At 33.8% G+C, this 22,277-nt stretch carries 21 protein-coding genes and 1 tRNA gene; 14 read left to right on the top strand and 8 right to left on the bottom strand.

Features of this window, described 5'->3' with window-relative positions; translation table 11 throughout:
• Positions 1-707 precede the first annotated feature (707 nt).
• Positions 708-1,208 carry a type III toxin-antitoxin system ToxN/AbiQ family toxin gene (locus CTY48_RS06615; RefSeq protein WP_099470091.1) on the top strand — a complete coding sequence of 167 codons (501 nt, stop codon included), beginning with the start codon at positions 708-710 and terminating at the stop codon, positions 1,206-1,208.
• Positions 1,209-1,357: 149 nt separating this feature from the next.
• Here the strand turns inward: CTY48_RS06615 and CTY48_RS06610 are convergent, their stop codons facing one another.
• A complete protein-coding gene (locus CTY48_RS06610; RefSeq protein ID WP_099467732.1) occupies positions 1,358-1,771 on the bottom strand; it encodes a hypothetical protein in 414 nt (137 codons plus the stop codon).
• Between the two features lie 199 nt (positions 1,772-1,970).
• Between CTY48_RS06610 and CTY48_RS06605 the strand changes: the two genes are divergently transcribed.
• The 5 genes from CTY48_RS06605 (at position 1,971) to CTY48_RS06585 (ending at position 12,204) form a co-directional block, all read left to right on the top strand.
• A complete protein-coding gene (locus tag CTY48_RS06605; RefSeq protein WP_099467731.1) occupies positions 1,971-6,668 on the top strand; it encodes a coiled-coil domain-containing protein in 4,698 nt (1,565 codons plus the stop codon).
• Between the two features lie 321 nt (positions 6,669-6,989).
• Positions 6,990-7,187 carry a hypothetical protein gene (locus tag CTY48_RS06600; protein WP_099467730.1) on the top strand — a complete coding sequence of 66 codons (198 nt, stop codon included), beginning with the start codon at positions 6,990-6,992 and terminating at the stop codon, positions 7,185-7,187.
• Entirely contained in the window at positions 7,187-7,714 is a 528-nt protein-coding gene (locus CTY48_RS06595; RefSeq protein ID WP_099467729.1) for a GNAT family N-acetyltransferase, read from the top strand. The genes CTY48_RS06600 and CTY48_RS06595 overlap by 1 nt, the downstream gene beginning before the upstream one ends.
• Positions 7,715-7,858: 144 nt before the next feature.
• Positions 7,859-8,671, top strand: coding sequence for a phage tail domain-containing protein (locus CTY48_RS06590; protein ID WP_099467728.1), 813 nt, complete (start codon positions 7,859-7,861; stop codon positions 8,669-8,671).
• Entirely contained in the window at positions 8,671-12,204 is a 3,534-nt protein-coding gene (locus tag CTY48_RS06585; protein ID WP_099467727.1) for a hypothetical protein, read from the top strand. Before CTY48_RS06590 ends, CTY48_RS06585 begins: the two co-directional genes overlap by 1 nt.
• Here CTY48_RS06585 and CTY48_RS06580 read toward each other — a convergent pair.
• Positions 12,201-13,115 carry an IS3 family transposase gene (locus CTY48_RS06580; RefSeq protein WP_099466477.1) on the bottom strand — a complete coding sequence of 305 codons (915 nt, stop codon included), beginning with the start codon at positions 13,113-13,115 and terminating at the stop codon, positions 12,201-12,203. The genes CTY48_RS06585 and CTY48_RS06580 overlap by 4 nt on opposite strands.
• Positions 13,112-13,396, bottom strand: coding sequence for a transposase (locus CTY48_RS06575; protein WP_099466478.1), 285 nt, complete (start codon positions 13,394-13,396; stop codon positions 13,112-13,114). Before CTY48_RS06575 ends, CTY48_RS06580 begins: the two co-directional genes overlap by 4 nt.
• 13 nt (positions 13,397-13,409) lie before the next feature.
• Here CTY48_RS06575 and CTY48_RS06570 point away from each other — a divergent pair, with 13 nt between their 5' ends.
• Positions 13,410-13,679 (top strand): hypothetical protein, encoded by a 270-nt coding sequence (locus CTY48_RS06570; RefSeq protein ID WP_099467726.1) that lies wholly within the window; start codon positions 13,410-13,412, stop codon positions 13,677-13,679.
• Positions 13,680-13,699: 20 nt separating this feature from the next.
• Here CTY48_RS06570 and CTY48_RS06565 read toward each other — a convergent pair whose 3' ends face one another.
• A complete protein-coding gene (locus CTY48_RS06565; RefSeq protein ID WP_099467725.1) occupies positions 13,700-14,443 on the bottom strand; it encodes an Ig-like domain-containing protein in 744 nt (247 codons plus the stop codon).
• A gap of 147 nt (positions 14,444-14,590) precedes the next feature.
• Between CTY48_RS06565 and CTY48_RS06560 the strand changes: the two genes are divergently transcribed.
• From CTY48_RS06560 to CTY48_RS06550, 3 genes are all read left to right on the top strand, one after another.
• Positions 14,591-14,836 carry a hypothetical protein gene (locus CTY48_RS06560; protein ID WP_099467724.1) on the top strand — a complete coding sequence of 82 codons (246 nt, stop codon included), beginning with the start codon at positions 14,591-14,593 and terminating at the stop codon, positions 14,834-14,836.
• Positions 14,837-14,872: 36 nt separating this feature from the next.
• On the top strand, positions 14,873-17,122 hold the full coding sequence (locus tag CTY48_RS06555; protein WP_099467723.1) for a hypothetical protein: 2,250 nt from the start codon (positions 14,873-14,875) through the stop codon (positions 17,120-17,122).
• A 93-nt stretch (positions 17,123-17,215) separates the two neighbouring features.
• Positions 17,216-17,572 (top strand): hypothetical protein, encoded by a 357-nt coding sequence (locus CTY48_RS06550; protein WP_099467722.1) that lies wholly within the window; start codon positions 17,216-17,218, stop codon positions 17,570-17,572.
• A gap of 114 nt (positions 17,573-17,686) precedes the next feature.
• Here CTY48_RS06550 and CTY48_RS06545 read toward each other — a convergent pair whose 3' ends face one another.
• A complete protein-coding gene (locus CTY48_RS06545; RefSeq protein ID WP_099467721.1) occupies positions 17,687-17,968 on the bottom strand; it encodes a hypothetical protein in 282 nt (93 codons plus the stop codon).
• Positions 17,969-18,306: 338 nt separating this feature from the next.
• Here CTY48_RS06545 and CTY48_RS19485 point away from each other — a divergent pair, with 338 nt between their 5' ends.
• The 4 genes from CTY48_RS19485 (at position 18,307) to CTY48_RS06530 (ending at position 20,334) form a co-directional block, all read left to right on the top strand.
• On the top strand, positions 18,307-18,519 hold the full coding sequence (locus tag CTY48_RS19485; protein WP_143452698.1) for a hypothetical protein: 213 nt from the start codon (positions 18,307-18,309) through the stop codon (positions 18,517-18,519).
• A gap of 20 nt (positions 18,520-18,539) precedes the next feature.
• Positions 18,540-18,839, top strand: coding sequence for a hypothetical protein (locus CTY48_RS06540; protein WP_099467720.1), 300 nt, complete (start codon positions 18,540-18,542; stop codon positions 18,837-18,839).
• 80 nt (positions 18,840-18,919) lie between these two features.
• On the top strand, positions 18,920-19,861 hold the full coding sequence (locus CTY48_RS06535) for a glycoside hydrolase family protein (RefSeq protein WP_099467719.1): 942 nt from the start codon (positions 18,920-18,922) through the stop codon (positions 19,859-19,861).
• Between the two features lie 38 nt (positions 19,862-19,899).
• On the top strand, positions 19,900-20,334 hold the full coding sequence (locus CTY48_RS06530; RefSeq protein WP_099467718.1) for a hypothetical protein: 435 nt from the start codon (positions 19,900-19,902) through the stop codon (positions 20,332-20,334).
• A 209-nt stretch (positions 20,335-20,543) separates the two neighbouring features.
• Here the strand turns inward: CTY48_RS06530 and CTY48_RS06525 are convergent.
• From CTY48_RS06525 to mgrA, 3 genes are all read right to left on the bottom strand, one after another.
• Positions 20,544-20,616, bottom strand: a tRNA-Thr gene (locus tag CTY48_RS06525).
• Positions 20,617-20,731: 115 nt separating this feature from the next.
• Positions 20,732-20,974, bottom strand: a complete 243-nt coding sequence (locus tag CTY48_RS06520) for a hypothetical protein (RefSeq protein ID WP_099467717.1) — start codon at positions 20,972-20,974, stop codon at positions 20,732-20,734.
• A gap of 270 nt (positions 20,975-21,244) precedes the next feature.
• Positions 21,245-22,228 carry an L-glyceraldehyde 3-phosphate reductase gene (mgrA, locus tag CTY48_RS06515; protein WP_328587792.1) on the bottom strand — a complete coding sequence of 328 codons (984 nt, stop codon included), beginning with the start codon at positions 22,226-22,228 and terminating at the stop codon, positions 21,245-21,247.
• Positions 22,229-22,277 lie beyond the last annotated feature (49 nt).

Below are 22,277 nucleotides of genomic sequence, written 5' to 3'. Positions count from 1 at the left end.
TGTATAAGTTCAAAAGACATATACATATGGCAGACCATATTTTTATTCTGTTTAAGGGAGGGTCTATAGGTACTCTATTTTATAGAGGAAAGCAGGCGTAGAACAACTCGTTTATTAACGAATGGGTTACGCCCCAGAGACTGACAATCCTGGGCTAAGTTGATTAGCTCAAAACATACAGTCCAAAACACAAGGGAATTATGGATATTACTTTGTGGTGGCGTCGTTAGCCACTTGCTTGGAGGCAAATTTTTATATTGTTCTAAAGAGTTCTACTACTCTTCTATTATTTTAATAGTACATCTAGTGATGAAATTTAACAAGAAAACCGTCAGAAATCCCATTAGCTTTAGCTTGTGGGTAGTTCACCGTTTGGGCAGTTTTTTAACAAATATATTGAACTTTTGTTCATAAAAACTATTGTGTATTCTACTTTACTGTGTTATAGTAAACATACAAGAAGTGATAACGTTATCAATTATCTAACGTTTAATAAATGTTTATACTGGGCAAATGCCTATTATAATATAATTTTTAATTTAAGTAATGCTTGGTTTCTAGCACCATAAGTTAGGGTTTAATGCGAGGTGTTCTTCGACCGTGACAGAAGGATTTAATGCTAGGTGTCTCACTACCGAAAAGGTGAAAGCTTAATGCGGAGCGAGGATAATATCTTCGCTCTTTTATTGTACATATGGGAGAATATAATGAAATTTTACGATATTGATAAAGATTATGTTAAATATCTGCAAAAATTTGATAAGAAAGTGCCAAATATAGAATACTCAACCAATAATAAATTTGTCTGTGGAGTTGTATTTAAATGTAATGGGATAGCTTATTATGCTCCCATTTCTCATATTACAAATAAACAACAAACAAACTTACAAATTTTTCAAGATGACAAAGTCATCTCAACGATAAAATTTTCTTTTATGATACCAGCGTATGACAACGTGCTAGTCGAAAAAAAATTTAAAGAGATTGCGAAACAAGATCAAAAATATGCAGACTTGTTGTATTCGGAATATATGTATTGTTTAAAACATAAGGATGAAATCTACAAAAAGGCTACATCTGTATATAAAATAGGATGTAACAAAAATCATAAACTCAATTATGCATGTTGTGATTTCAAATTATTAGAATCGATATATTTAAATTATGACATAAAAGCCCAAGTAGCTGCAACAGAAGAACAAAACTAAATACATAAATTTTTAAGCACCTCATTTAATTGAAGGTGCTTTTTATATGCAAAAATATGATAACTCAGTTCATTCTCGGTTGAAGTTCATTTTTTATCTTATTTTAATGTGAAAATATAAATTACTTCATTGCCGATAAATAAAAATATTTAAAAATCACTCTTACAATTATTACAATGAAATTGTTTATGTCTTTTGGTTCCTAGTAATCCAAACACAACTGTATTTATTGCTTTTGCAGTTGTTGTAATTTTCTTAGTGTCTCTTCCGTGACAATAAGGACATTCAGGATGTGTTGCTTCAAATTTATTAGAATTTTCTCGTATCTCTGCTCTCCTATTTGCATCATAATCTATACGTTTATTTTTAAGTACGGGATCAAAATCGTGACCTACATAGTTGATTGCGAATTGCTCTTTTTCAGTGTCGGTCATGTGTGCAAAAGTGTAGTCATCTAGAGTTGTGATTTCGACAACATCACCATCACAAATATTGCAACTTTCTGGTTTTTTGAAAAAGAATTTAAAATACCCACATTTAGTACATAAATATATATCGCTCATAAAAATCCCCCTACTTTTTTTATATTGTATCATAAAATAAAAAAATATTATATAGTGCCTCCAAGCAAATTTGATATTCAAATATAATGATACTACAAAAAGTGTAACTGGAATAAAAACGTGGATAAATTCGTTAAAGAGTGTACAAAAAAATGTAGATGATTTAATTCCTCAATTTACAGCGTTCAGAAAAAAAATGATGGAAACCGGATTAAGTGCAGAGGCTTTATCTGAAACTTACGGAGAAGTTGACAGTTCAGTTGTAAATTATGCTAAGACAGCTAAAGCTGGTGAGCTAACAGAAAAAGGATTTAGAGCTTCTATTGAACAAACAACTGTAGCTACTAAAGCAAGTACAGTGGCATTAAAGGGGCTTGCACTTGCAGGTAATATGATAGCCGGGATGGCGATAGCTATCGTCGTTTCAAAAGTTGTTGAGGGACTGTATAACTTTGCAAATCAAGCAAATATAGCAAGGAAAAATGCAGAAGAACTAACAAATACTTTTAATGATTTAAAAGAAAATCAAAATTCAAACTCTTCTACTATTTCTGAACTTAATGATGAATATAAGGCTCTTTCAGATGGAGTAAATAGACTTGGAGAAAATGTATCATTAACGACCGACGAATATTCTCGCTATCAAGATATTTGTAATCAGGTTGCCAGTATTATACCTGATTTAGTAAAGGGCTATGATGATCAAGGAAATGCAATACTAACTGTCAAAGGAAATTTAGCTGACTTAAATGCCGAATATGAAAAATACAAGCAAAACGAGGCAATAAAAACATACAACGACGGTGACGTTGAATCAATATTTGATAATTATAAGAACTCCAAGTCAGCTTCTTCAATGCCATCATATGATTGGAAGTTACTTGCAAATTATTATGATACAAAAGTTTCCAGAAATCAACAGCTTGATTTTCTTGAACAGTTATCCAAGTTAAGTAATTTAGATTTAGTAGGATTATCTACAAAACGATATCTTCATTATTCTGAAGGAAGTGTTGAAGAAAATAATTCTATATTAGGCAATATATTAAGGCAATATGGACTAGATAAAGATAGCACAGACCAAGAAATTGAAACTGTTCGTCAAAATATTAAAACAGACTTACAGGGGTTACAGACTGATATAGACACACAGATGGCTCAAATTGCTTCTACTGCTATCACATACGGAAAAATGTCTGACAATTACTGGGGATTAGATTCAGAACTACAAACATACTTTCAAACATTGTTAAATGGAATTACTCCAGCTTTTGTTGATACTAATAATTTAGATACAGAAGAAGGTATGCAAAACTTTGTAAATAGCCTTATCTCTTCGCTGAAAGACAACAAAGATGGAGTTAATGATGCGTTTAATGAGTTATTTAATTTAGATCTTGATGCAACTACGTTATCACCAGAAGAAATTCAGCAAAAAATTGATGTTATTTTAACAGAAATTGCAAATGCTCTTAATCTTGGTGAAGAAGGAAAGCTCCAATTAAAAATCGCTTTAGGCTTTGAAGATACTGACACTTTAGTAGCTGACTATAAAAGTGCTATTAATAAGTTCAAAGATAACACGAGTACTGTAGATTTAGATGTTTATTTTAAAGAAAATTCAATAAATACTCGTGAAGAGGTCGATTATTGGAATGATGTAACAGATGGTGCAGAAAGTGCTGCACAAGCTGTAAATATGTATGAAAGTGTAAAAAACACATCGTCAAATGAAAACCCAATTTCATTCTCTCTCACCGATGACCAGTCAACCGCAATAGATAATTTTCAGTCAAAAGTATCTTCACTTTCTACGACTTTAGAAAGTTTGAAATCTGGTGATTTTTCAGACTCAGACTTGGTAGATTTAATTCAAGAATTTCCAACACTTTCCGGTGAAACTGATAATCTACAAGGTGCAATAAAACAACTCATAAGCAACGAATTAAAGGCATTATTACAAACTTTAGGTACTTCTGCTCCTACTGAATTAACTGACAGTATAACCGCTATTGCAGATCAAATTTTAGAAACATCAAACCGTATTGGAGATTTAAATACTTCTGATGCAATCGATTCGCTGTCTAAAATTTCAGATGGAATGACAAAGCTAGATGAAGCCCGTGCAAAAATCATATCAAACGATGACAAAATAGATTTCTCTGATTTAACTTCTCTCAACGAAGTTTTTGGTGAACTAGATGGATTTGAAAATTTTGCCTCTGTTATATCCAATACTGCTTCTACTGCTGAAGAAGTACAACAAGCATTTAGTGATTTAACTACAGAATACATCAATAACAGTGGCGCAATGGATAACTTGACCTTAGCTACAGCTGACTTTGTAGTTCAGGCACTACAAGAAATGGGTGTTGTCAATGCAGAGGAATATGTCTATTCACAATTAGGATTAACAATCGACCAATATGCTCAACTTAAAGCTATTGCCGCTCAGCGTGGCATTGACCTTGCGAATATTACATATCAAGAGGTTCAGGCATTAATAAATGAAGAAAAGATTACGGGTGAAACAGCTAAAGCTCTTTATATTTATGCATTACAAAAAGAATTAGCTAGTGAAAATGTCTTAGGCACGGCCTCTGACATTCAAAATCTGCAAGCTCTTGTTGCAGCACTCGGTGGAGCTACTACCGCTATTGGCATTTATAATGCTGCTAAATCCGGTCAGATTGGAATGGGCGGAACAAGCCAAGCAGATATGGAGATAATGAAGAAAAATGCTTTATCAGAGGCACAAGCCGCTTTAGATAGTGCATTAAAATCAACGACTTCATTATCAAATTCGGCTCCTTCTATTGACTATTCAGGTGGCGCAAAAACGGCAGATGCATTGGCTGATAACTTAAAGGATGCAGAAAAGGCAGCTAAAGAAGCTAAGACGGCCGTTGAAGAACTGGCTGATGCAATTTCTAAATTAGAGTCTGATTACGATAAGATGTCTACTCTTCTAACTGACCGTTTAGAGAAAATTCAAAATGCTCTTAAACTTGAAGAAACAAAAGGCAATTTAGTATCGTCTAAGTTGTATAAAGAGTTAATATCTGAATCAAATAAAGAGATGTCTCTTTTAAATAAGAAAATCTCCGAGTATCAAAAGTTATTAGATGACGGATTAGCTAATGGTACAATTAATAAGTATGATGAAAATTGGTATAAATTAACTCAGGGTATCGAAGACACCAAAGACGAAATCATGCAGTGTACCATTGAGATTGAAGAATTTCAAAATGCAATTAATGATCTCAAATGGGAAAAGTTCGAATTGTTGACGGATCAGATTGACAATATATCAAATGAAATTGACGGACTAATGGATTTGCTCGACAATAAGTCCATGACTAATGAGGACGGAAGTTGGTCTGACGCAGGTATTACTTCTCTTGCACTTTTGGCTCAACAGTATGAAACAAGTACCTACAAGGCACAACAATATGCAAAAGCTATCGACGATTTAGAAAAGGATTATCGCAAGGGTAAATATTCCACAACGGAATATATGGAGAAGCTCAATGAATTAAAGGCTGCCCAACTTGAAGCGGTAAATGCTGCTGAAGAAGAACGTCAGGCAATAATCGAATTAAATAAAGAACGTGTGGAAGCTGCCAAATCTATAATTGAAGATGAAATAGATGCTTATGAAGAGTTAATCGAAAAGAGAAAAGAAGCATTAGAAGTTGCTGAAGAAGAATATCAATTACAGAAAAAGCTAAATGAACAACAAGATAACGTTGATACGATACAAAGTAAAATTGATGCTTTGTCTGGAGATACTAGTGTTTCTGGAGTGGCAAAACGTAGAAAACTTGAAGCAGAGTTGGCTGATGCTCAATCAGACTTAGATGATACCTATCATGATAATGCTTATGATGCGGCAGTTGATGCGTTAGATGCTGAATTAAAGAAATACAAAGAAACAAAGCAGTCCGAAATTGACACATTGGAAGCAAGTCTAAAAAATGAAGAATTATTAATTTCTACTTCTTTGGCTTTAGTTCAAGCAAACTATGAAACTGTATATTCGACATTGAACGGATTAGCAAGCGAATATAATCTCACTGTATCTGATGCAATTATGAACCCTTGGACACAAGGAGAGAGTGCTATTGCTAGTTATGGTGAAACTCTTTCGAGTGCTTCAAGCGCATTTGTAGGCGAACTAAATAATGTAAAAGATGCGATTGATGATATCGCCGCATCTGCTGATAAGGCAGCTACAAGTATTTTAAATGCTTTAAATAGTCAGAGTGTTGGTACTGCTGACATCCCTGATGCATCAAGCGGTAGTTCTTCTAGTTCTAGTGGCTCTGGTAGTTCTTCAAGTGGTGGAAGTTCGAGCAAAGTAAATGGATACCAAGTTGTTGACAGCAGTGGGACTGTAATTAAACAGTTCTCCTCTAAAGCCGAAGCTGAAGCATATGCACAGAAAATTGCTACAAGTTATGCCAAAACAAAAGGGAAAACCGTTTCTGTATCAGCTTATAAAAACGGAACTCGAAGTGCAAAAGCTGGACTAGCTAATGTCGATGAAGAAGGCGCAGAATTAATTCTGGGTAAGGCACAGTCCGGAAAATGGAGAATAATGGAGGAGGGAGACCAAGTCCTCACTAAAAAACAAACTGATAATCTTTTTAGATTGGCAGATTGGGATATTAGTCCTAGTTCTTTATTTGGTAATACGTTGTCCAGTAATATTCTATCTTCTGCTCCAAATGTAACAACAAATTCCTCAAGTAAAACTGTACAGATTGGAAATTTGGTCAATATTGAAGGAAGTGTAAGCGACTCTAATTTAAATGAAATAAAGTCGGTCGTCACAGCTCAGATTAATAAAACATTCAAGACTTTGAACTATTCTTTAAAAAAGAGTGGTTCCTGATTAAATAGCACCTCCTACTTAGAGGTGCTATTATCAAAATATTATTAATGTTCTAAAACGCTAAGTAGATTTAAGTGCTAGGCATCTTATGTTTTATTATTTTTGTTACGTTGAGTAAATTAGTTTCATAACCAAATTAATAACACTCAAAGTAAACATAGCTATGCAAAGTATTACATAACAAAAAACACTTGATATAAGAGTGTTTTGGTGCTAAGATGTAATTACAAAGAAAATCCCACATAAAAAATATCTAAATGTCCAATAATAGTCATAAATTATTAACCTTATTAATATAAATGATTATTGGAGGAACAAATCATGGATAATAAAAAAGTAAACGAAAATGAACAAAGTGAACCGAAGAAGAATAAAGGGGATGATATTATGTCAGCAGTAGCAAGAAATTATGTATATGAAGTAAAAGTAAAAACAGATAACAAATGTGAAGAAAAGGTAGTATCTAAGGAATTTTTAGAAGCTTGCAAAAAAGTTGCGGCAAAATATCCAAAAAGGTAATGGAACGCTATCAAACGAAAATCAACACAAAAAATATAGAACTAGCGTGGGCATTTAAAGTTTCTGAGGACATGTGTGATAACCCACAACACTATGAAGACTATTTAAAATATAATGCTCTTTTAGATTTAAATAACGGACACGGAGTTACATATCTATTTATAGAAGCAGATGATTCTAATAATGAAAAAATTATAGGATACATAACATTAAGAATGTCTTCTTTAATCAAAGACGTAGACGGTTGCAAAAAACATGGTTATCCTGCTTTAGAAATATCAGAACTTGCCGTTCACAAAGAATATGTCAATAATAAAATTGGTACAATAATGGTTATGAGTGCAATAAATACAGCAAACGAGCTAAACGAAGTTTCAAGTGTAAAATATATTGTTTTGTGTGCAGATCCCAAAGCAGAAGGATTTTATAAAAAGTTAAAATTCGATTGTATAAATAATTGTTTTGAAGAAATTCCAAGGGAACATTTTAATGAAAATTGTGTTCCAATGTATATGAAACTAAGATAATTTAATATAGCAAATACAATACTAAGCACCTACTGATTAAAAATAGGTGCTATTTTTGATGCAAAAAACGGTAATTCAGTCCATCTAGGTTGGGTGGATTTTTATGATATAAATAAGCGAAACTATGATGAAAGGAGGATTAATATGGTTTACGGAAGTTCTTTTAATTATAATGGATATGATTCGAGAGATTTTGGATTATGTATTGCCTCATTTGATGATTCGGGACTTTATGATGCCGATACAGGGTTAGAAATTGAGGTCATTTCTGATGAAGGACACTCTCCTTTTTTAACTGATTATGGTATAAAATACAGTGGAGTTCTAGAATTTAAAATTCAGGTTGTTCATAAAAATAATTCATATTTTACAAGGTCACAGATTAGAGAAATATCTCAATGGTTATTAGGTCTTAATAAGCCTCAGTGGTTAGAGGTATTTGACAAAGAAATTGAGGATATTAACTTTCATTGTAGATGTACAAATATCACAAAAAAGAAAATAGGTAGTCAGGTTGCCGGATTGGAATTAGCATGGACTTGCACTTCACCATTCTCATTTTCTAGTGAGAAAACTGAAAGGTATAAGATTAATCACACATTGGATATTCCATTTAAAATGGAATTTTACAACGACTCTGATTATGAGGGATATTTATGTCCTATTGTTACTATTGCTACTCCCGCTTTAGTTTCAAACACAAGCTCAATTTTTACAATTAAAAATATGTCTACAAATAGAGTTACACAATTAACTGGATTAGTTAATGCTGAAACTATTGTAATAGACAATTTTAATCAAATTATTACAGATGACACCAGCACATATCGTCCAATTCAAGATATGTTTAATCTTAAGTGGGTTGAAATGAAATCTGGAATAAATAATCTTGAAATCAGCGGTACTGGTACAATTGAGTTTAAATATAGATTTATAAGAAAGATAGGTGATTTTTAATGTCATTTCGTTTTAATCCATTTGATGTAGTCGAATATCCAAATGTCTATCTATGTGAAGTAGATAAATCTTTAATTGGAGCATTAAAGGTAAATGAGTTAAATTTTACCGCAAAATTTAACGATATAAATGAGTTATCGTTCAATGTACCGCGTTCTTATTATGATATTAACGGTAATAGAATAACTTGTCCGTACTATGACAAAATTGAAGCCTTGCGTGTGATTTATGTAGAGGAATTAGGTTATTTTGAAATTCAAGAACCAAAAATTGTCAAAGAAGGCGACAGTAAAGAATATAAAGAAATACTTGCATTTAGCCTTGAATATAGGTTTACAAGGGTATACTTGGATGATTTTGATATTAATACCGGTGAAGATAATAGTATCGATGATGTGCAATTCTATAATACGAACAATACATCATTAAGTCTTTTGCATATTTGTCTAGAAAAAATGTCGGCTTGGTCAATCGGGCATATTGACATTGGACTAACAACAAAAAAACACTCTTTCAGTATAGATTATCAGGATGTATACAGTTTTCTCAAACAGAACGTATCCGACTCTCTTGGTTGTGTATTTCTATTTAATACTTACAATAATACAATTAATATCTACGAGGAAGATAACATAGGCGAAAATACAAGTATTTATGTGTCATTTCAAAATTTAATCAAAGAGATAAATGTAGATTATAAGTGTGATGACATTATCACTTCTTTAAAGGTAAATGGTGGAGAAGATAAAGGAAGTGATGGCGAAAATCTTAACATTAGAGAGTTAAATCTCGGACAATCAAATATAGTTGACTTATCCTTTTACCACACTGATGAATGGATGGGTGCAGATTTAGTTGTGGCATATAAGAATTATCTCGATAATTTTGCTATTGAAAAAGTAATTTATCAAAATCTTACTGTTGGTGGTGTAAGCGACTTAGTAACTTACACCACTCAACTTGACACGTTGATAAATAAAATATGTACCGTTGCTTCAGATGAATATGGACTATATGATAACAGCTTTTGGATCAACTACCCGACTTCTTCTCACCCAGCAATGTATTATGATAATTTTGGATACAATCAATTATTAGTTGAAAAAGAGCGATTAGAGGATTTAATTCAAATTTATGAACAAGAAGCTGGTACAGAATATGAAGATTATAAAGTGTGTGTTGGAAAATTACGTGCGGTAAATCAGTGTATCACTACTGCTACTGTTACAAAAGTGGCACTTCAAAATTCTATAACTATAGAAAAGACAAAATTAAATGGCGATACTAGCGGCGAATTAGGATTGGTATATTATCGTTCATTAAAATCAACTTTGTATAATCGTATATATACTTTAACTGATGCCGAAACGGAAATGAAAGAAGGTAAAGATGTTGCCCAGTTTTGGTATAATTATGCTGAAACCGAGGGTTCAAATAGTACAACAACTTACTATGACAATTTTGGAATGTACCAACTTAATACAGAATTGACTTCTCTTGAAAATGTACTTGCGGTTCAACTAGAAAACAAAGCTCACGAAAGTACAAACCCAACCACTTATGCTGGGTATATGCTGACACTTGGCAAGAAGTTAGGTGTTAAAAATGCAATTGTCAATCTGAATAAGCGACTTACTACGATTGATACATATATAAGTGAAACGCAAGTTAAAGTTACCGCCTGTGTACAGCGTGCCAGTATCAGCAATTTTCTAACCACAAAACAGAAACAAAAGTTGGAGAGTTTTATTCATGAGAACGAGTATGATGACTCTAATTACGCTGTATACGACTCAGATAGTGCTGAAACGAGAGTTGAAATAAAACAAGAGTTGTATGAAGCAGCCTACAAGAATCTAGTAAAGATATCCTCTCCTCAATTATCTTTTAGTATGGAAATGAAGAATATTTTTGCAATTCCAGCTTTTAAGAAAATTACTGATAAGTTTGAATTAGGCAACTATATTAATGTTGAAATTCGAAAAGACTATGTAAAAAAGGTTAGAATTTTAGGTTATACTTTCAACTTTGACGATCTGACAGACTTTAGTTGTGAGTTTGGAGATTTACTTAGCCTGAGATCCGAGGTAGATATACATGCAGAATTACTTGCTAATGCGGTAACTGCCGGAAATGCAATAAGCGAATACAAGGCTTTTGTAGATGAGAATAAGAATATAATTCAAGACTTCTCTTCTATTATTCAGGAAGGCTTGGATGCAGCGGTAACACAAGTAAAATCAACAGGTAATATGAATGAAGTTACAATGGATGGATCGGGCATTCACTTACGCAAAATTCAATCTACTGATGGTTCGGGTAATATTACATATTCAGGTGAAGAAGGTTGGATAACTGGCAATGTATTTCTTTATTCTGATGATAACTTTAAGACAGCCAAATCTGCATTAGGTAAATTTAGCTACAAAGACATCTCTGGAACAACTCAAACTAAATATGGACTCTTAGCAGAAGCTGTCATTGCGGGATATATTGGTGGTTCTGAAATTGTTGGTAATTCTATTGTTGGTGGAAGTATCGCTATTTATAATACTGCAAAAGGAATTACTTTCTCTGTAAATAACGATGGGGAATTAGTTGCAAATAAGGCTACAATAAAAGGCACTCTTACTGCCGAAAGCGGATCTAGTTTTGGTGATTGGCATATAACAAATGCCGCTATTTATCGGGCAGGTTATAATGCAAATGACGATAATAGTGCCACTCCTTACTACAAAAAGACAGGTAGTATGTATTACGGTAATCTTGGATTATCTGTTGGCAGTAAATTTTATGTTGATAGTGCCGGTAAGGTAACATGCACTGACGCAGATATATATGGTACATTGACTTGTACAAGTACAAGTACAGGAAATATTGTAACTATCAAAGATGGTTTTATAAATTTTTCAAAAGGAGGAACAAACTACGCAACAATTAACTTTTCTCCAAATGAAGACAAAGATGCTTATATTGAAGTTAAAAAGGCAGCAACCTTCTCAATCACAAATAGTTCGAAGGATTATTATGTGTGCGCTGTAAATGGCAAGGAAGTAATTGATAACAAAGGCAATAGACAAGCCAATTGCAAGCACTTATTTGAGTGTGGAAGTAGTGGTAAAATTTATACGAATGGCGAGATTTTTGTTGATAATGCTAGAGATGTATATCTCAATGGTGGTAAGCTAGATTCAGATAAAATACAATGTCATACCGAAGCTGTTTTTGGAACTACACAAGGCTCAAAATATACAAAAATAACAAATGGGGGCAAATTACTTATTGGTAGAAATGAAGCTCCCGGAGATTATCTAGATAATGCTATATATGTAGAAGGAGGTGATATAGGTTGCACTGGTAATATGGCATGTACTAAGTTATATGAATCTTCTACTGAAAAGATTAAAACAAACATATCAACATATGATAATTCCGCGCTGTCATTAGTAAACAATTCAATAATTTATCAATATAATTTGGTCCTATGTCAAGATTTAGTACAAGTTAAAATGAGAAAAAATTCCTCACATTAACTTGCTAGAAGCAGGCGGCCATCTTGGCTCTGCTCATATAGTTTTTCAAAGTCATTTGGTGACATATAATCACAGTGACTGTGGATACGTTTTGTATTATAAAATGCCTCTAGATATTCAAATACGAGGCGATAAGCCTGGTCGAAATCGAGGATATGAAATCGGTTCAGCCACTCCCGTTTTATGAGTGCATGAAATGATTCAATACATGCATTATCCCATGGGAAGGCCTTTTTTGAATAACTACGCTTCATATTTTCGGTTGCTTCGTTGTAGGCTTTTGAAACATACTGAGAGCCGCGATCGCTGTGTATAATCAACGGAAGATCTGTTTTGCGACGTGCTTTTGCTTTGGTTATGGCATCAATTACACAAGAAACCTCTAACGTTTCTGAAAGTGTCCATGCAATGATTTTCCTGGAATACAAATCCATAATGCTTGTCAGATAGACAAATCCGTCTACGGTCCAAATATAAGTGATATCGGTGCACCAAACAGCGTTAGGGCGGTCAGGATTGAATTGTTCATCAAGGATATTTTGAAGTTCGTTACTAAAATCAGAATCTTTTGTAGTGATTGTCCATGGTTTTACCCATTGCGCTTTAATTCCCATTTCCTTCATGTAGGTACCAACCGTTCGTTCTGCAATAACTTCTCCCTTTTTTTTGAGCTCTTTGGTGATTTTGGGAGCACCATAGTTTTGTTTGGAGCCATCATAAATCTCTCTTATTTTGGCCTTTATAGTTTTCTTTCGTACGAGTGTATTTGAAGGAGTTTTTCTTAAAAATGCGAAATATCCCGATCGTGAAACGCCTAAGATTCGCAGCACTCTGGAGACAGAAACACGGCGTCCGTTTTTCTTGGAAGCTTCTGTCTTCTCAGATACTTCGAGGTAAATGGCTTGCGTCATTTTCCCAGAATGCCGATGGCTTTTTTTAACACATCAAGTGCATCCTGTGTGTCGCGCAATTCACGCTTAAGACGGGCAATCTCCTTTTCTTCATCCGAAGAGAAATTTCCAGAGCCTCTAGATTCGAGATCACCTGTCTCACGAAATTCTCTTTGCCATCTTGATATAGACTGGTGGCTGATTCCAAGATTGTTGGCACAGCCAATCAAACCAAGCTCCTTGTGGTCATGATAGTACTGGATGCAATCCAATTTAAATTGTTTGTCATAGTTCTTCGGCATAATGAGACCCTCCATGATTCAGTACAAGTATTGTACCATAATTTTTTATATTGGAATTTCTCATTTTGACTTGTACTATTTAAATTCTAACATCAATTTGAAACAAGATTTAAAGAAGGGTATTGATAGATTAAACTATGGGTTTATTGTTGAAAGAGAAACACCGAGTGAATTAATTAATGAAAAAAAAGATGCTATAGATTTATATTCAACTATTGCTATTTTATGGAAGGCAGTCCAAGAACAAAATGAAGAATTAAATAAATTAAAAGAGACTATTTAAATAGCCTCTTTTATTTCGTGTTATTTCACCTTTTTGTTCTTTATGTTAATTGTTTTTATTTTCTTATTGCTGTCTTTGTCGCTTAACTTAAAAGTTGCCGTAACGGTTTTTAGCTTAGATATATTCTCTGGAAATTTGGCATCTCCAAAGCTCCATGTAGTAATAATACTCCAGTCTTTAGCGGACTTAGGTTCCAAATAAGTATTCCCATATCCACGCGATCCAAGTTTTAAATTACGACTGTTTAATTTAAGCTTGGTAGCGCCAAATAAATATTCTTTTTCTGTTTTATTTGTAACTTTTAGTTTTATTTCTTTTAATTCTTTTTCATCAATTTGTTCTGGAAGTGCTCCATTATTTGATTGAGTCATATATTTGGTTTGAATTTTAATATATTTATCTTCGTATAACGTTTTTCTACTAACAACGTATACAATACATTTGTATTTCTTACCGCCATATTTAGCAGTTATTGTAACTTTTCCTTTTTTCTTTGCTTTGATTTTACCGTTTTTATCAATGGTGGCAATTTTCTTATTACTAGTAGACCATTTTGCTTTATTGGTATAATCTTTACCACTTTTATAAAAGTATTGATTTATATTCTCGCCCTTTGCAATGACTATAGTATTGTAATATATCACAGTTCTCTTCTTAGGTAATTTTACAGCCAATGATGTTGTTGTAAAACTCGGCACAATCAAACTGATAATTAAAACTAAAACAGCTAACAACGACAATTTTTTTATAATAATATTTTTCATATCTCAACCTCCGTATTTTTATATTCTCCCTTTGTATAGCCAAAAACAAATTCCATCTTTTACATATCTATACAATCATTATATCTATTAAAAACTGACTCGTCAACATGAAGTACACACTATATATTTTACTATGAAAGGAAATCTATGCAGAAAATCGAAGATATTAAAGTACCAGAAAGTTTGCAAATAAATATTTTTTCAAATGAGCTTGCAGAATTAATTAATAATACTCCTCTCTCACTGTCAATTAAAACATATATCTTACGTGATTTGCTTGGACAATTAGTTGAAGCTAACAACTTACAAGCCCAAAAAGAAATTGAGGAATATAATACAAAAATCACTCAATTAGAAGAACAGAATAATACAAATAACCAAGAGGCTGAATAATCAGTCTCTTTTTTAATATAGGAAAGGAGTGATTTTGTGGCATTAGATATAAGTCAATATGCAAAGCAAGATACTATTCAGGTCGATTTAGACAGAAGTTCAGATAAAATTTTGTATTCTGTAAATCAAGGCGAACAAAACTCTCGCCTTTTGTGGGTAGGATTAAAACAATATGGTAAGACGTATGTCATCCCCGACAATATGACTGCTTATTTAATTTTTAAAAAACCAGATGGGACATTGGCTTTTAATAAACAGACTGTTTTTGGTGATGAATTAGAGGAACATTATAACTACATAGCGATGCCAATTACAGACCAAATGTGTCAGTCAGTCGGTGATTGTACTGCTCAAATAACATTAACAAAAGAAGAATTAGATCCCGATACAAACACCAACGTAGAGGTAGCGATAACTACTTGTATTTTTAAAATTAGAGTTAATGATTCAGCTATAGGTGAAATCATGAGTACAGATGATTTTACTTTTTTCTACAATGCCCTAAACAAAGCCGATGTGATTACGGCAGATGCAGAAGAAAAAATTACAGAAATGGAAAATCTTATTGAAGACACTGAAACTAAGATTTCAGAGGGTTATTTTACTGCTACCGCTGACGTTGGAAATGTAAGTGTCGTTGATTACAATATGGCAACTGTTGTAAATACTTCGGACGATCCACAGCACGCAGTCTTTGACTTTGATTTACCATCAACTACAGTTGAAATTGGAACTGTTACAACTGGCGAGCCTGGCACACAGGCTACTGTAACAAATTCGGGGACATCATATAATCAAGTATTAGACTTTAAAATACCACAGGGCGTTCAAGGTATCGGAATCGGACTAGTACCTAGAGGACATTGGGTTGTTGGTACTTATGTGTTGAATGATTGGGTTATTCACAATGGTGCATATTGGTATTGTAAAGTATCATCAACTACATCTGAACCAAGTAATGAAAATAATGATTGGGAGATATTACAAGATGTTACGGCAGATACTCCAATACAGTTTGAAGATTACAGTACAACTTCATCGGCTCCAAGTCTTTCGACTTCGCTCAAAACAATTATTTCTGGTTCTTCATTGAAAAACTTATTCAAGAGTATCAAGTCTGCACTTTTAAGATTGGCTGATAAATTTTCAGATACAGAATATAAAGTAACTGCTTCCTTGTTCACTTATGAGAGTCCTTCTGAAGGAAAGGCAATCGTAACAAAAGTTACTGGAAATACGGAGGGGGCTTATATTAAAGTTAAAAAAGGCACCGACTATTTATATCTCTCAAGTGATATCAACGGTACTTATTTTAAAGCTAATGAACGCACAAACTTTATCACACTTAAGCCTACATCAGTAAATAAAGATATTTCTATTTTGCTCGATATTGACCCTATTGAAGCAGGTACTGATTTTGTCTTTAAGGCACCTACTATATCAGGAAGTAATACAGGTAATGGGGATATATCATTTACGCTATGGTTACTTAATAGTAGCGGCGTTTTTGAAGAAGCGGCAAATGTGATGGAGGGTGTACCATATAATCGGGTTGAATTTACAAACCCTGTCGATAGTCCGTCAGGAGCAAAGTTATCAATAAACGTTTCGCCAAACGCAATATTAACTGAGGAGATCACGTTTGCAGTGTCTTTAAGTCTATTGTCAGATGAGCAAGAGGTTAATGGTGCATATATTCCAGCAAGCTTTTCAGAGCCGATAGAACTTGATATCTATGAGGGAAATAATACTATAGTAACTTCAGCCGATAGCGTAATACCGACTGTAGATTTTAAGTCAAGGTTTTGGATGACTGATAGAAAAATTGATGAGAAAATTGATAAAGCAAATATAGTTCACAATCTGTTAACGACCAACACTGATATGGTACTTGGTGCAGATATGGGTCCAGTTATTCAAGGTGAAATTGACGACATAAAGGAGACTTTAGCTGATAATTCGTTCACGATAACACCAAATACAAATTGCATAGTAGACTCAAATTTAGCGTCGTTGCACAAAGTTAATAAACGTTGCGACGTGTCATTAGCAATTAAGTTTAATGGGGGTTCCTTTGCAGCGGGGGCATATTATCATGTCGCTACATCTTCAGAAAAACCAATTAGAAACACATATCTGGCATCAAACTCCGACGCAAATGGAAACGGAGGAAGTGTTGGTTCATCAAGTGCTTATATTGACGCAGACGGTAAAATTTATATAGCGATAGGGGCAACTATTTCAAATCCGTATTTCTTTATAAGTGGACATTTCTTTGTAGCGTAATCGCATAGATAGTAATCCACACTTTAACTAAGTAACAGCAAAGACCTTAATCGGTCTTATTTTTATGCTCAAAAGAGCAGAAAGGAAACAATCATGGAAAAATTAGAATTAAAAAGCGGCGAGCAAATTGAAATCCAGAACGGAGCGTCCGAAAACTTTGTCAGTGTGGAAGTTGAAAGCTTGGATGCTTTCAAGGAACTTTACAATAAGTTCACAGACGATAATTTGTCGCAAATCAGCTTCTTAAATGACGAAGGTGTGTTATGCAATACCTTTATAGATAAAACACTCTCTAGCGCAAAATTAGAGACGGTAACGGATGAAGATGCAGAAGTGGTTAGCTTGGTCGCAACATTTAATTTAAAGAACATTGACAGTACAACAAAGAGAATTAAGTATCTTGAGGACACAGTAGATGCCCTAATCTTAAATAGCTTGGAGGTGGAGTAATATGGTTTATACATTGACTAGATTATACAAATCAAATGGAGAACTTGTGCTAACTAAAGCTGTAGAAAAAGGGTGGATTACCGAAGAAGATAAGCAGCAGATTATTGATAATAACTAAAGGTTGTTTACGTCTGGGGTGCGTGAATAATACGCCTTATCATGTCCCTTAATATAGCGTAACACTAAGCGGGTGTGAGCATATTCATTTATCTCTTGCTTATGATAATTTTGATAAGCCGAGTATTTATGAAACAATAAAAATTTAGGATTATCACATGAAATGATTAACCAGTAATGACCTGTTAAAACAGATTTCAACTCAATACAGTTTTCAGCCAATCGAATAATATCATATTGATTTTTATTAATTTCGCAAAAGTCTTTTTCGGTAAACATTCGATAGTCATACTCTCCTTACCCACTCATATATAAAATTATTTTACGGTATAACAGTATATTTAGCAAGATGAAACGACAGTTTCAACCAATAAATTTTTATTATTTATCCGAATTTTATTCAAAAAGGAAGTGTTTTTATAAGAAAATTTAAACTAAAACAACTCAAGCCAAACTTTTCAAAACTGGTTACAATATTTTGCTTCGCTCAATTTTTTTATGTATTGAATAAGTGCATACCTATCGTTATAAACTTGACCGACTATTCTTCTGTCGCTTTCTTTACAGGTGTAGTTGGGATATCGGGTTCTTTGGCAATAAGCAGTATAATTTGGTACATGAAGAAATCAACGAGTGAAAAGGGAAGTCAGTTTCAGATGGAAAATCTAGAGACAATCCTGAAACTAAAGATAAAATATAAGAACAAACAAGAATGTGTGGATCTATTAGACAGTGCCGAACAAGACACTATTAGTAGATCTATAAATCTTGTAAACGGACTGGTTGATGAAGCAAATATAAATCCAGAAATCGAAACTAGTAAATTTTAATTAGACCAGGAGGAATTATTATGACAATTAATTTATTTTTACTCTTACTTACAGCGTTTTCAACGTTGACTACTTTGGTGGTCGAAGCTATAAAAAATCTAACTACAGATAAGGTCAATTATTCTACAAATGTATTAGCTTTAATTGTAGCTCTTATTGTAGGTATCGTAGGTACGGCTACATATTATCAGTTGACTGGTATAGTCTTTGATTTAAACAATATAATCTATATGCTGCTTATAGGATTAGCTTCAGCATTAGTATCGATGACGAGTTATGATAAAGTAAAACAGGCAATTGAACAAATTATATCAAAGTAATAAATTATAAAAAATGAATTGTGAGAAGAGTGGATTTTTAAATCTGCTCTTCTTTTATTTTTAGGAAATGGAGGAATTAAATGGGATACAAAACATCAGAAAAAGGGATTGAATTCCTCATCAAAGAAGAAGGATGTAAACTAAGTGCTTATCAACTAAGTGGCGAGAAATATTTTACCATCGGAGTTGGACACTATGGAGTAGATGTATATAAAGGTATGACCATAACAAAGGCACAAGCAATAGAACTTTTGCGCAAGGATTTGGTTAAATTTGAAGGATACGTTAATAAGTATGTTACAAATATAAATTTGAATCAATCCTCTTTCGATGCATTGGTGAGCTATGTTTTTAATCGGGGACTTGGAAAATCAGACGGTTCAAATGGATTAATGCAATTAATAAAGCATAGCAGCTCTGTTAACGATTATTATAAGAATTTTCCTATATATTGGGGTAGTGCAACAACGTATAAGGCTGCTTTAGTTGCGAGAAGAAAACGTGAAGCTGAACTGTTTATGAGTGAATATAAAACCTCAACAACATCAACCACTACTACTACTTCAGAAAGTGCCACTAAAGCAAATACTAAGATCGTACAGAAATGGATTAATGAATATATCAACTCTAATCTTTCGGAGATAAAATCTTATCAGCCTACGTTCACATATACGAAAATTGATGACGATGGTGTTTTTGGAACTTTGTCTAAAAAAGCAATGGTTACGATTGTTCAAATTGCAATAAATAAAACCATTACAGATGTAAAAAAAAAGTTAAAAGTTGATGGAGTCTTAGGAGATAAAACTAAGTCTTTATTGCCAACTTTGAAACTAAATAATACTGGTGACATGGTAAAAGCATGGAATGGATTATTATTTGTAAATGGTTTTAATCCACAGAATTTCAGTACAACATTTAATGCTGACACTGCTACCGCTACATATGAATATCAAAGCGCAAAAGGATTAGAGAAAGATAAGGTTGTTGGAAAGATAACATGGAACAAAGCTTTAGCATAAGGCATTTTAGACATTATAAAGAAGACGAGGAGGATGTGATGGGCGATGTAGAAGTAAAGCTTGCAGAAGTCGAGCAAAGAACAAAAAGTAATACACATCAGATTGAAGATATCAAAGATGAAATTAAAGAGATAAAATCCGAGCAGAAGGCAATTTATGATATAGCTGCATCTATAAAAGTTATGGCCACCAGTATGGATACCATGAAAGATGATTTAGTTGAAGTTAAACAAGGTCAAAAAGAGTTGTCTAATAAAGTAGATAATCAGATTGATGAAGTGAAAAATGGACAAGGTAAATTAGAGCAGAAATTACAAGAGAGGGTTGATGCTGTTAATTCGAAGGTAGATTTAGAAAGTAATAAGATGAAGTTTGATTTGCGAGATTTTATTAGAGATAAATTATTTCCTGTTATTTTGGGTGCTGGCTCCTTGGGTGCTGTTATAGTCGTGTTGCAAAAATTAATTGGGTAGTTTGGATAGAGGTAAATAAATAAAATAGGGTAGTCGAGAAAATATATTATCATTTCTCTTCTACCCTATTTTTTACGATTTATATTTATTTGCGTTGATTTATCCAATATACAAAATTTCCTCCTTATTTTATTCTATTATACTATTGAGGTAATCAAGGTAATCAAAGTAAAATCCATAAAACCCTTGTAAACACGCTACATTTTTAAAGCTTCCGATGGGACTCGAACCCACGATCTATTGATTACGAATCAATCGCTCTACCAACTGAGCCACGGAAGCCTGTTGAAAAATCAACTATATGTGATTATATATACTTTTTAAGGAATATGCAAGAGTTTTTTGGAAAAATGCAAAAATTCTTAATATTCAGACAACTTTCATCCTCTTTTTCCAGCTAATCTTCAAAATCAACCGTCACCGTCCAATAGCTCGGGCCGGTTTCCAGCTTACTGACTACCCCTTTTGTCGTGTTAATCTTATCGCTGATCGGGATATTTCCGCTCATCGCAACCGCCGGTTCAATCATATAGCAGTACATCATTCCCTGAAGCGTCTGAAGGTCTCTGCCGCTTACCTCCACCTCATCCCCAACTTTTACCAGATTTGGTCTTTCCATCCTGAATTCAATTTGTTTCATCCTTGCCACCTAATTATTTTATTCCTTCACAGTTTTTTCAAAGTTTATACAAATCCCCTACACAAACTAAGGTTATATTATATATATAACAAAGTAATTCATACATTTCGCAACACAGTTCACTATAACTTATAAATATGACGTTTTGATATGATTTGCATTGATTACTTTGATTACATAAACTTTTTTTCATATTAGCCCGGATTTCCCCATCCGGGCTCTCCTCTTGTATTCTAGGAAATTCAAAAAAATCTTATCATAATGGTAATTTTACTTTAAAATCGCCTCAATTGCAGACAGCTCTTCTGCTGAAAAATCAAGCTTATTTATAATCTGAACATTATCTTCAATCTGTTTTACCTTGCTTGCACCGATTAAAACGGTTGTAACACGGTCTCCTCTTAGCACCCATGACAATGCCATCTGTGCCAGTGTCTGTCCTCTGCTTACTGCAATCTCATTTAATTTTACAACTTTTTGAATTACCTCTTCTGTCACGTCACTCTCATGCAGGAATACACTTTTTGTTGCTCTGGAGCCTTCCGGAATTCCGTGAATGTATTTGTCGGTCAGAAGCCCTTGTGCAAGCGGACAAAATGCGATGGAGCCGATTCCTTCTTCCTCAAGCACATCCAGCAATCCATCCTCTACCCAACGGTTAAACATGTTGTAGCGTGGCTGATGAATGATACAAGGAGTGTGATTTGCTTTCAAAATCTCTGATGCCTTCTTTGTCTCCTCCGGCATGTAATTGGATAAACCTACATATAAAGCCTTTCCGCTTCGTACAATCTGGGAAAGTGCATCCATCGTCTCCTCTAAAGGTGTCTCAGGATCCGGTCTGTGGTGATAGAAAATATCCACATAGTCAAGTCCCATTCTCTTTAAGCTCTGGTCTAGGCTGGAAACCAAATATTTCTTTGAACCCCAATCACCATAAGGTCCCTGCCACATTGTGTAGCCTGCCTTCGTTGAAATCACAAGCTCATCACGGTAATTTGCCAGCTCATTTTTTAACATTCTTCCAAAATTCTCTTCGGCTGAGCCCGGTACCGGTCCATAATTATTGGCAAGGTCAAAATGAGTAATTCCAAGGTCAAAGGCTTTAAAAACCAATGCCTTTTGATTCTCATAAGAATCCACGGAACCGAAATTATGCCAAAGTCCGAGTGCCACTCTCGGAAGCTTTAACCCGCTTTTTCCACATCTCTTATATTGCATTTTATCATATCTGTCTTCACTTGGCTGATACATGATTGTTCCTCCTAAATGGTTTTATTTTTGTATATTCTCATTCTAGACC

It is taken from the genome of Konateibacter massiliensis, from assembly GCF_900184995.1.
Classification (GTDB): Bacteria; Bacillota; Clostridia; order Lachnospirales; family Lachnospiraceae; genus Lachnotalea; species Lachnotalea massiliensis.
The sequence above is the reverse complement of the archived record's forward strand: the minus strand, read 5'-3'. Positions and strand labels throughout refer to the sequence as shown.

Excerpts from the sequence above, each read along its gene's own strand:
- CTY48_RS06615 (WP_099470091.1), top strand. The coding sequence starts at position 708 with ATGAAATTTTACGATATTGATAAAGATTATGTTAAATATCTGCAAAAA.
- CTY48_RS06610 (WP_099467732.1), bottom strand. The coding sequence starts at position 1,771 with ATGAGCGATATATATTTATGTACTAAATGTGGGTATTTTAAATTCTTT.
- CTY48_RS06605 (WP_099467731.1), top strand. The coding sequence starts at position 1,971 with ATGGAAACCGGATTAAGTGCAGAGGCTTTATCTGAAACTTACGGAGAA.
- CTY48_RS06600 (WP_099467730.1), top strand. The coding sequence starts at position 6,990 with ATGGATAATAAAAAAGTAAACGAAAATGAACAAAGTGAACCGAAGAAG.
- CTY48_RS06595 (WP_099467729.1), top strand. The coding sequence starts at position 7,187 with ATGGAACGCTATCAAACGAAAATCAACACAAAAAATATAGAACTAGCG.
- CTY48_RS06590 (WP_099467728.1), top strand. The coding sequence starts at position 7,859 with ATGGTTTACGGAAGTTCTTTTAATTATAATGGATATGATTCGAGAGAT.
- CTY48_RS06585 (WP_099467727.1), top strand. The coding sequence starts at position 8,671 with ATGTCATTTCGTTTTAATCCATTTGATGTAGTCGAATATCCAAATGTC.
- CTY48_RS06580 (WP_099466477.1), bottom strand. The coding sequence starts at position 13,115 with ATGACGCAAGCCATTTACCTCGAAGTATCTGAGAAGACAGAAGCTTCC.
- CTY48_RS06575 (WP_099466478.1), bottom strand. The coding sequence starts at position 13,396 with ATGCCGAAGAACTATGACAAACAATTTAAATTGGATTGCATCCAGTAC.
- CTY48_RS06570 (WP_099467726.1), top strand. The coding sequence starts at position 13,410 with ATGATTCAGTACAAGTATTGTACCATAATTTTTTATATTGGAATTTCT.
- CTY48_RS06565 (WP_099467725.1), bottom strand. The coding sequence starts at position 14,443 with ATGAAAAATATTATTATAAAAAAATTGTCGTTGTTAGCTGTTTTAGTT.
- CTY48_RS06560 (WP_099467724.1), top strand. The coding sequence starts at position 14,591 with ATGCAGAAAATCGAAGATATTAAAGTACCAGAAAGTTTGCAAATAAAT.
- CTY48_RS06550 (WP_099467722.1), top strand. The coding sequence starts at position 17,216 with ATGGAAAAATTAGAATTAAAAAGCGGCGAGCAAATTGAAATCCAGAAC.
- CTY48_RS06545 (WP_099467721.1), bottom strand. The coding sequence starts at position 17,968 with ATGTTTACCGAAAAAGACTTTTGCGAAATTAATAAAAATCAATATGAT.
- CTY48_RS19485 (WP_143452698.1), top strand. The coding sequence starts at position 18,307 with ATGAAGAAATCAACGAGTGAAAAGGGAAGTCAGTTTCAGATGGAAAAT.
- CTY48_RS06540 (WP_099467720.1), top strand. The coding sequence starts at position 18,540 with ATGACAATTAATTTATTTTTACTCTTACTTACAGCGTTTTCAACGTTG.
- CTY48_RS06535 (WP_099467719.1), top strand. The coding sequence starts at position 18,920 with ATGGGATACAAAACATCAGAAAAAGGGATTGAATTCCTCATCAAAGAA.
- CTY48_RS06530 (WP_099467718.1), top strand. The coding sequence starts at position 19,900 with ATGGGCGATGTAGAAGTAAAGCTTGCAGAAGTCGAGCAAAGAACAAAA.
- CTY48_RS06520 (WP_099467717.1), bottom strand. The coding sequence starts at position 20,974 with ATGAAACAAATTGAATTCAGGATGGAAAGACCAAATCTGGTAAAAGTT.
- mgrA (WP_328587792.1), bottom strand. The coding sequence starts at position 22,228 with ATGTATCAGCCAAGTGAAGACAGATATGATAAAATGCAATATAAGAGA.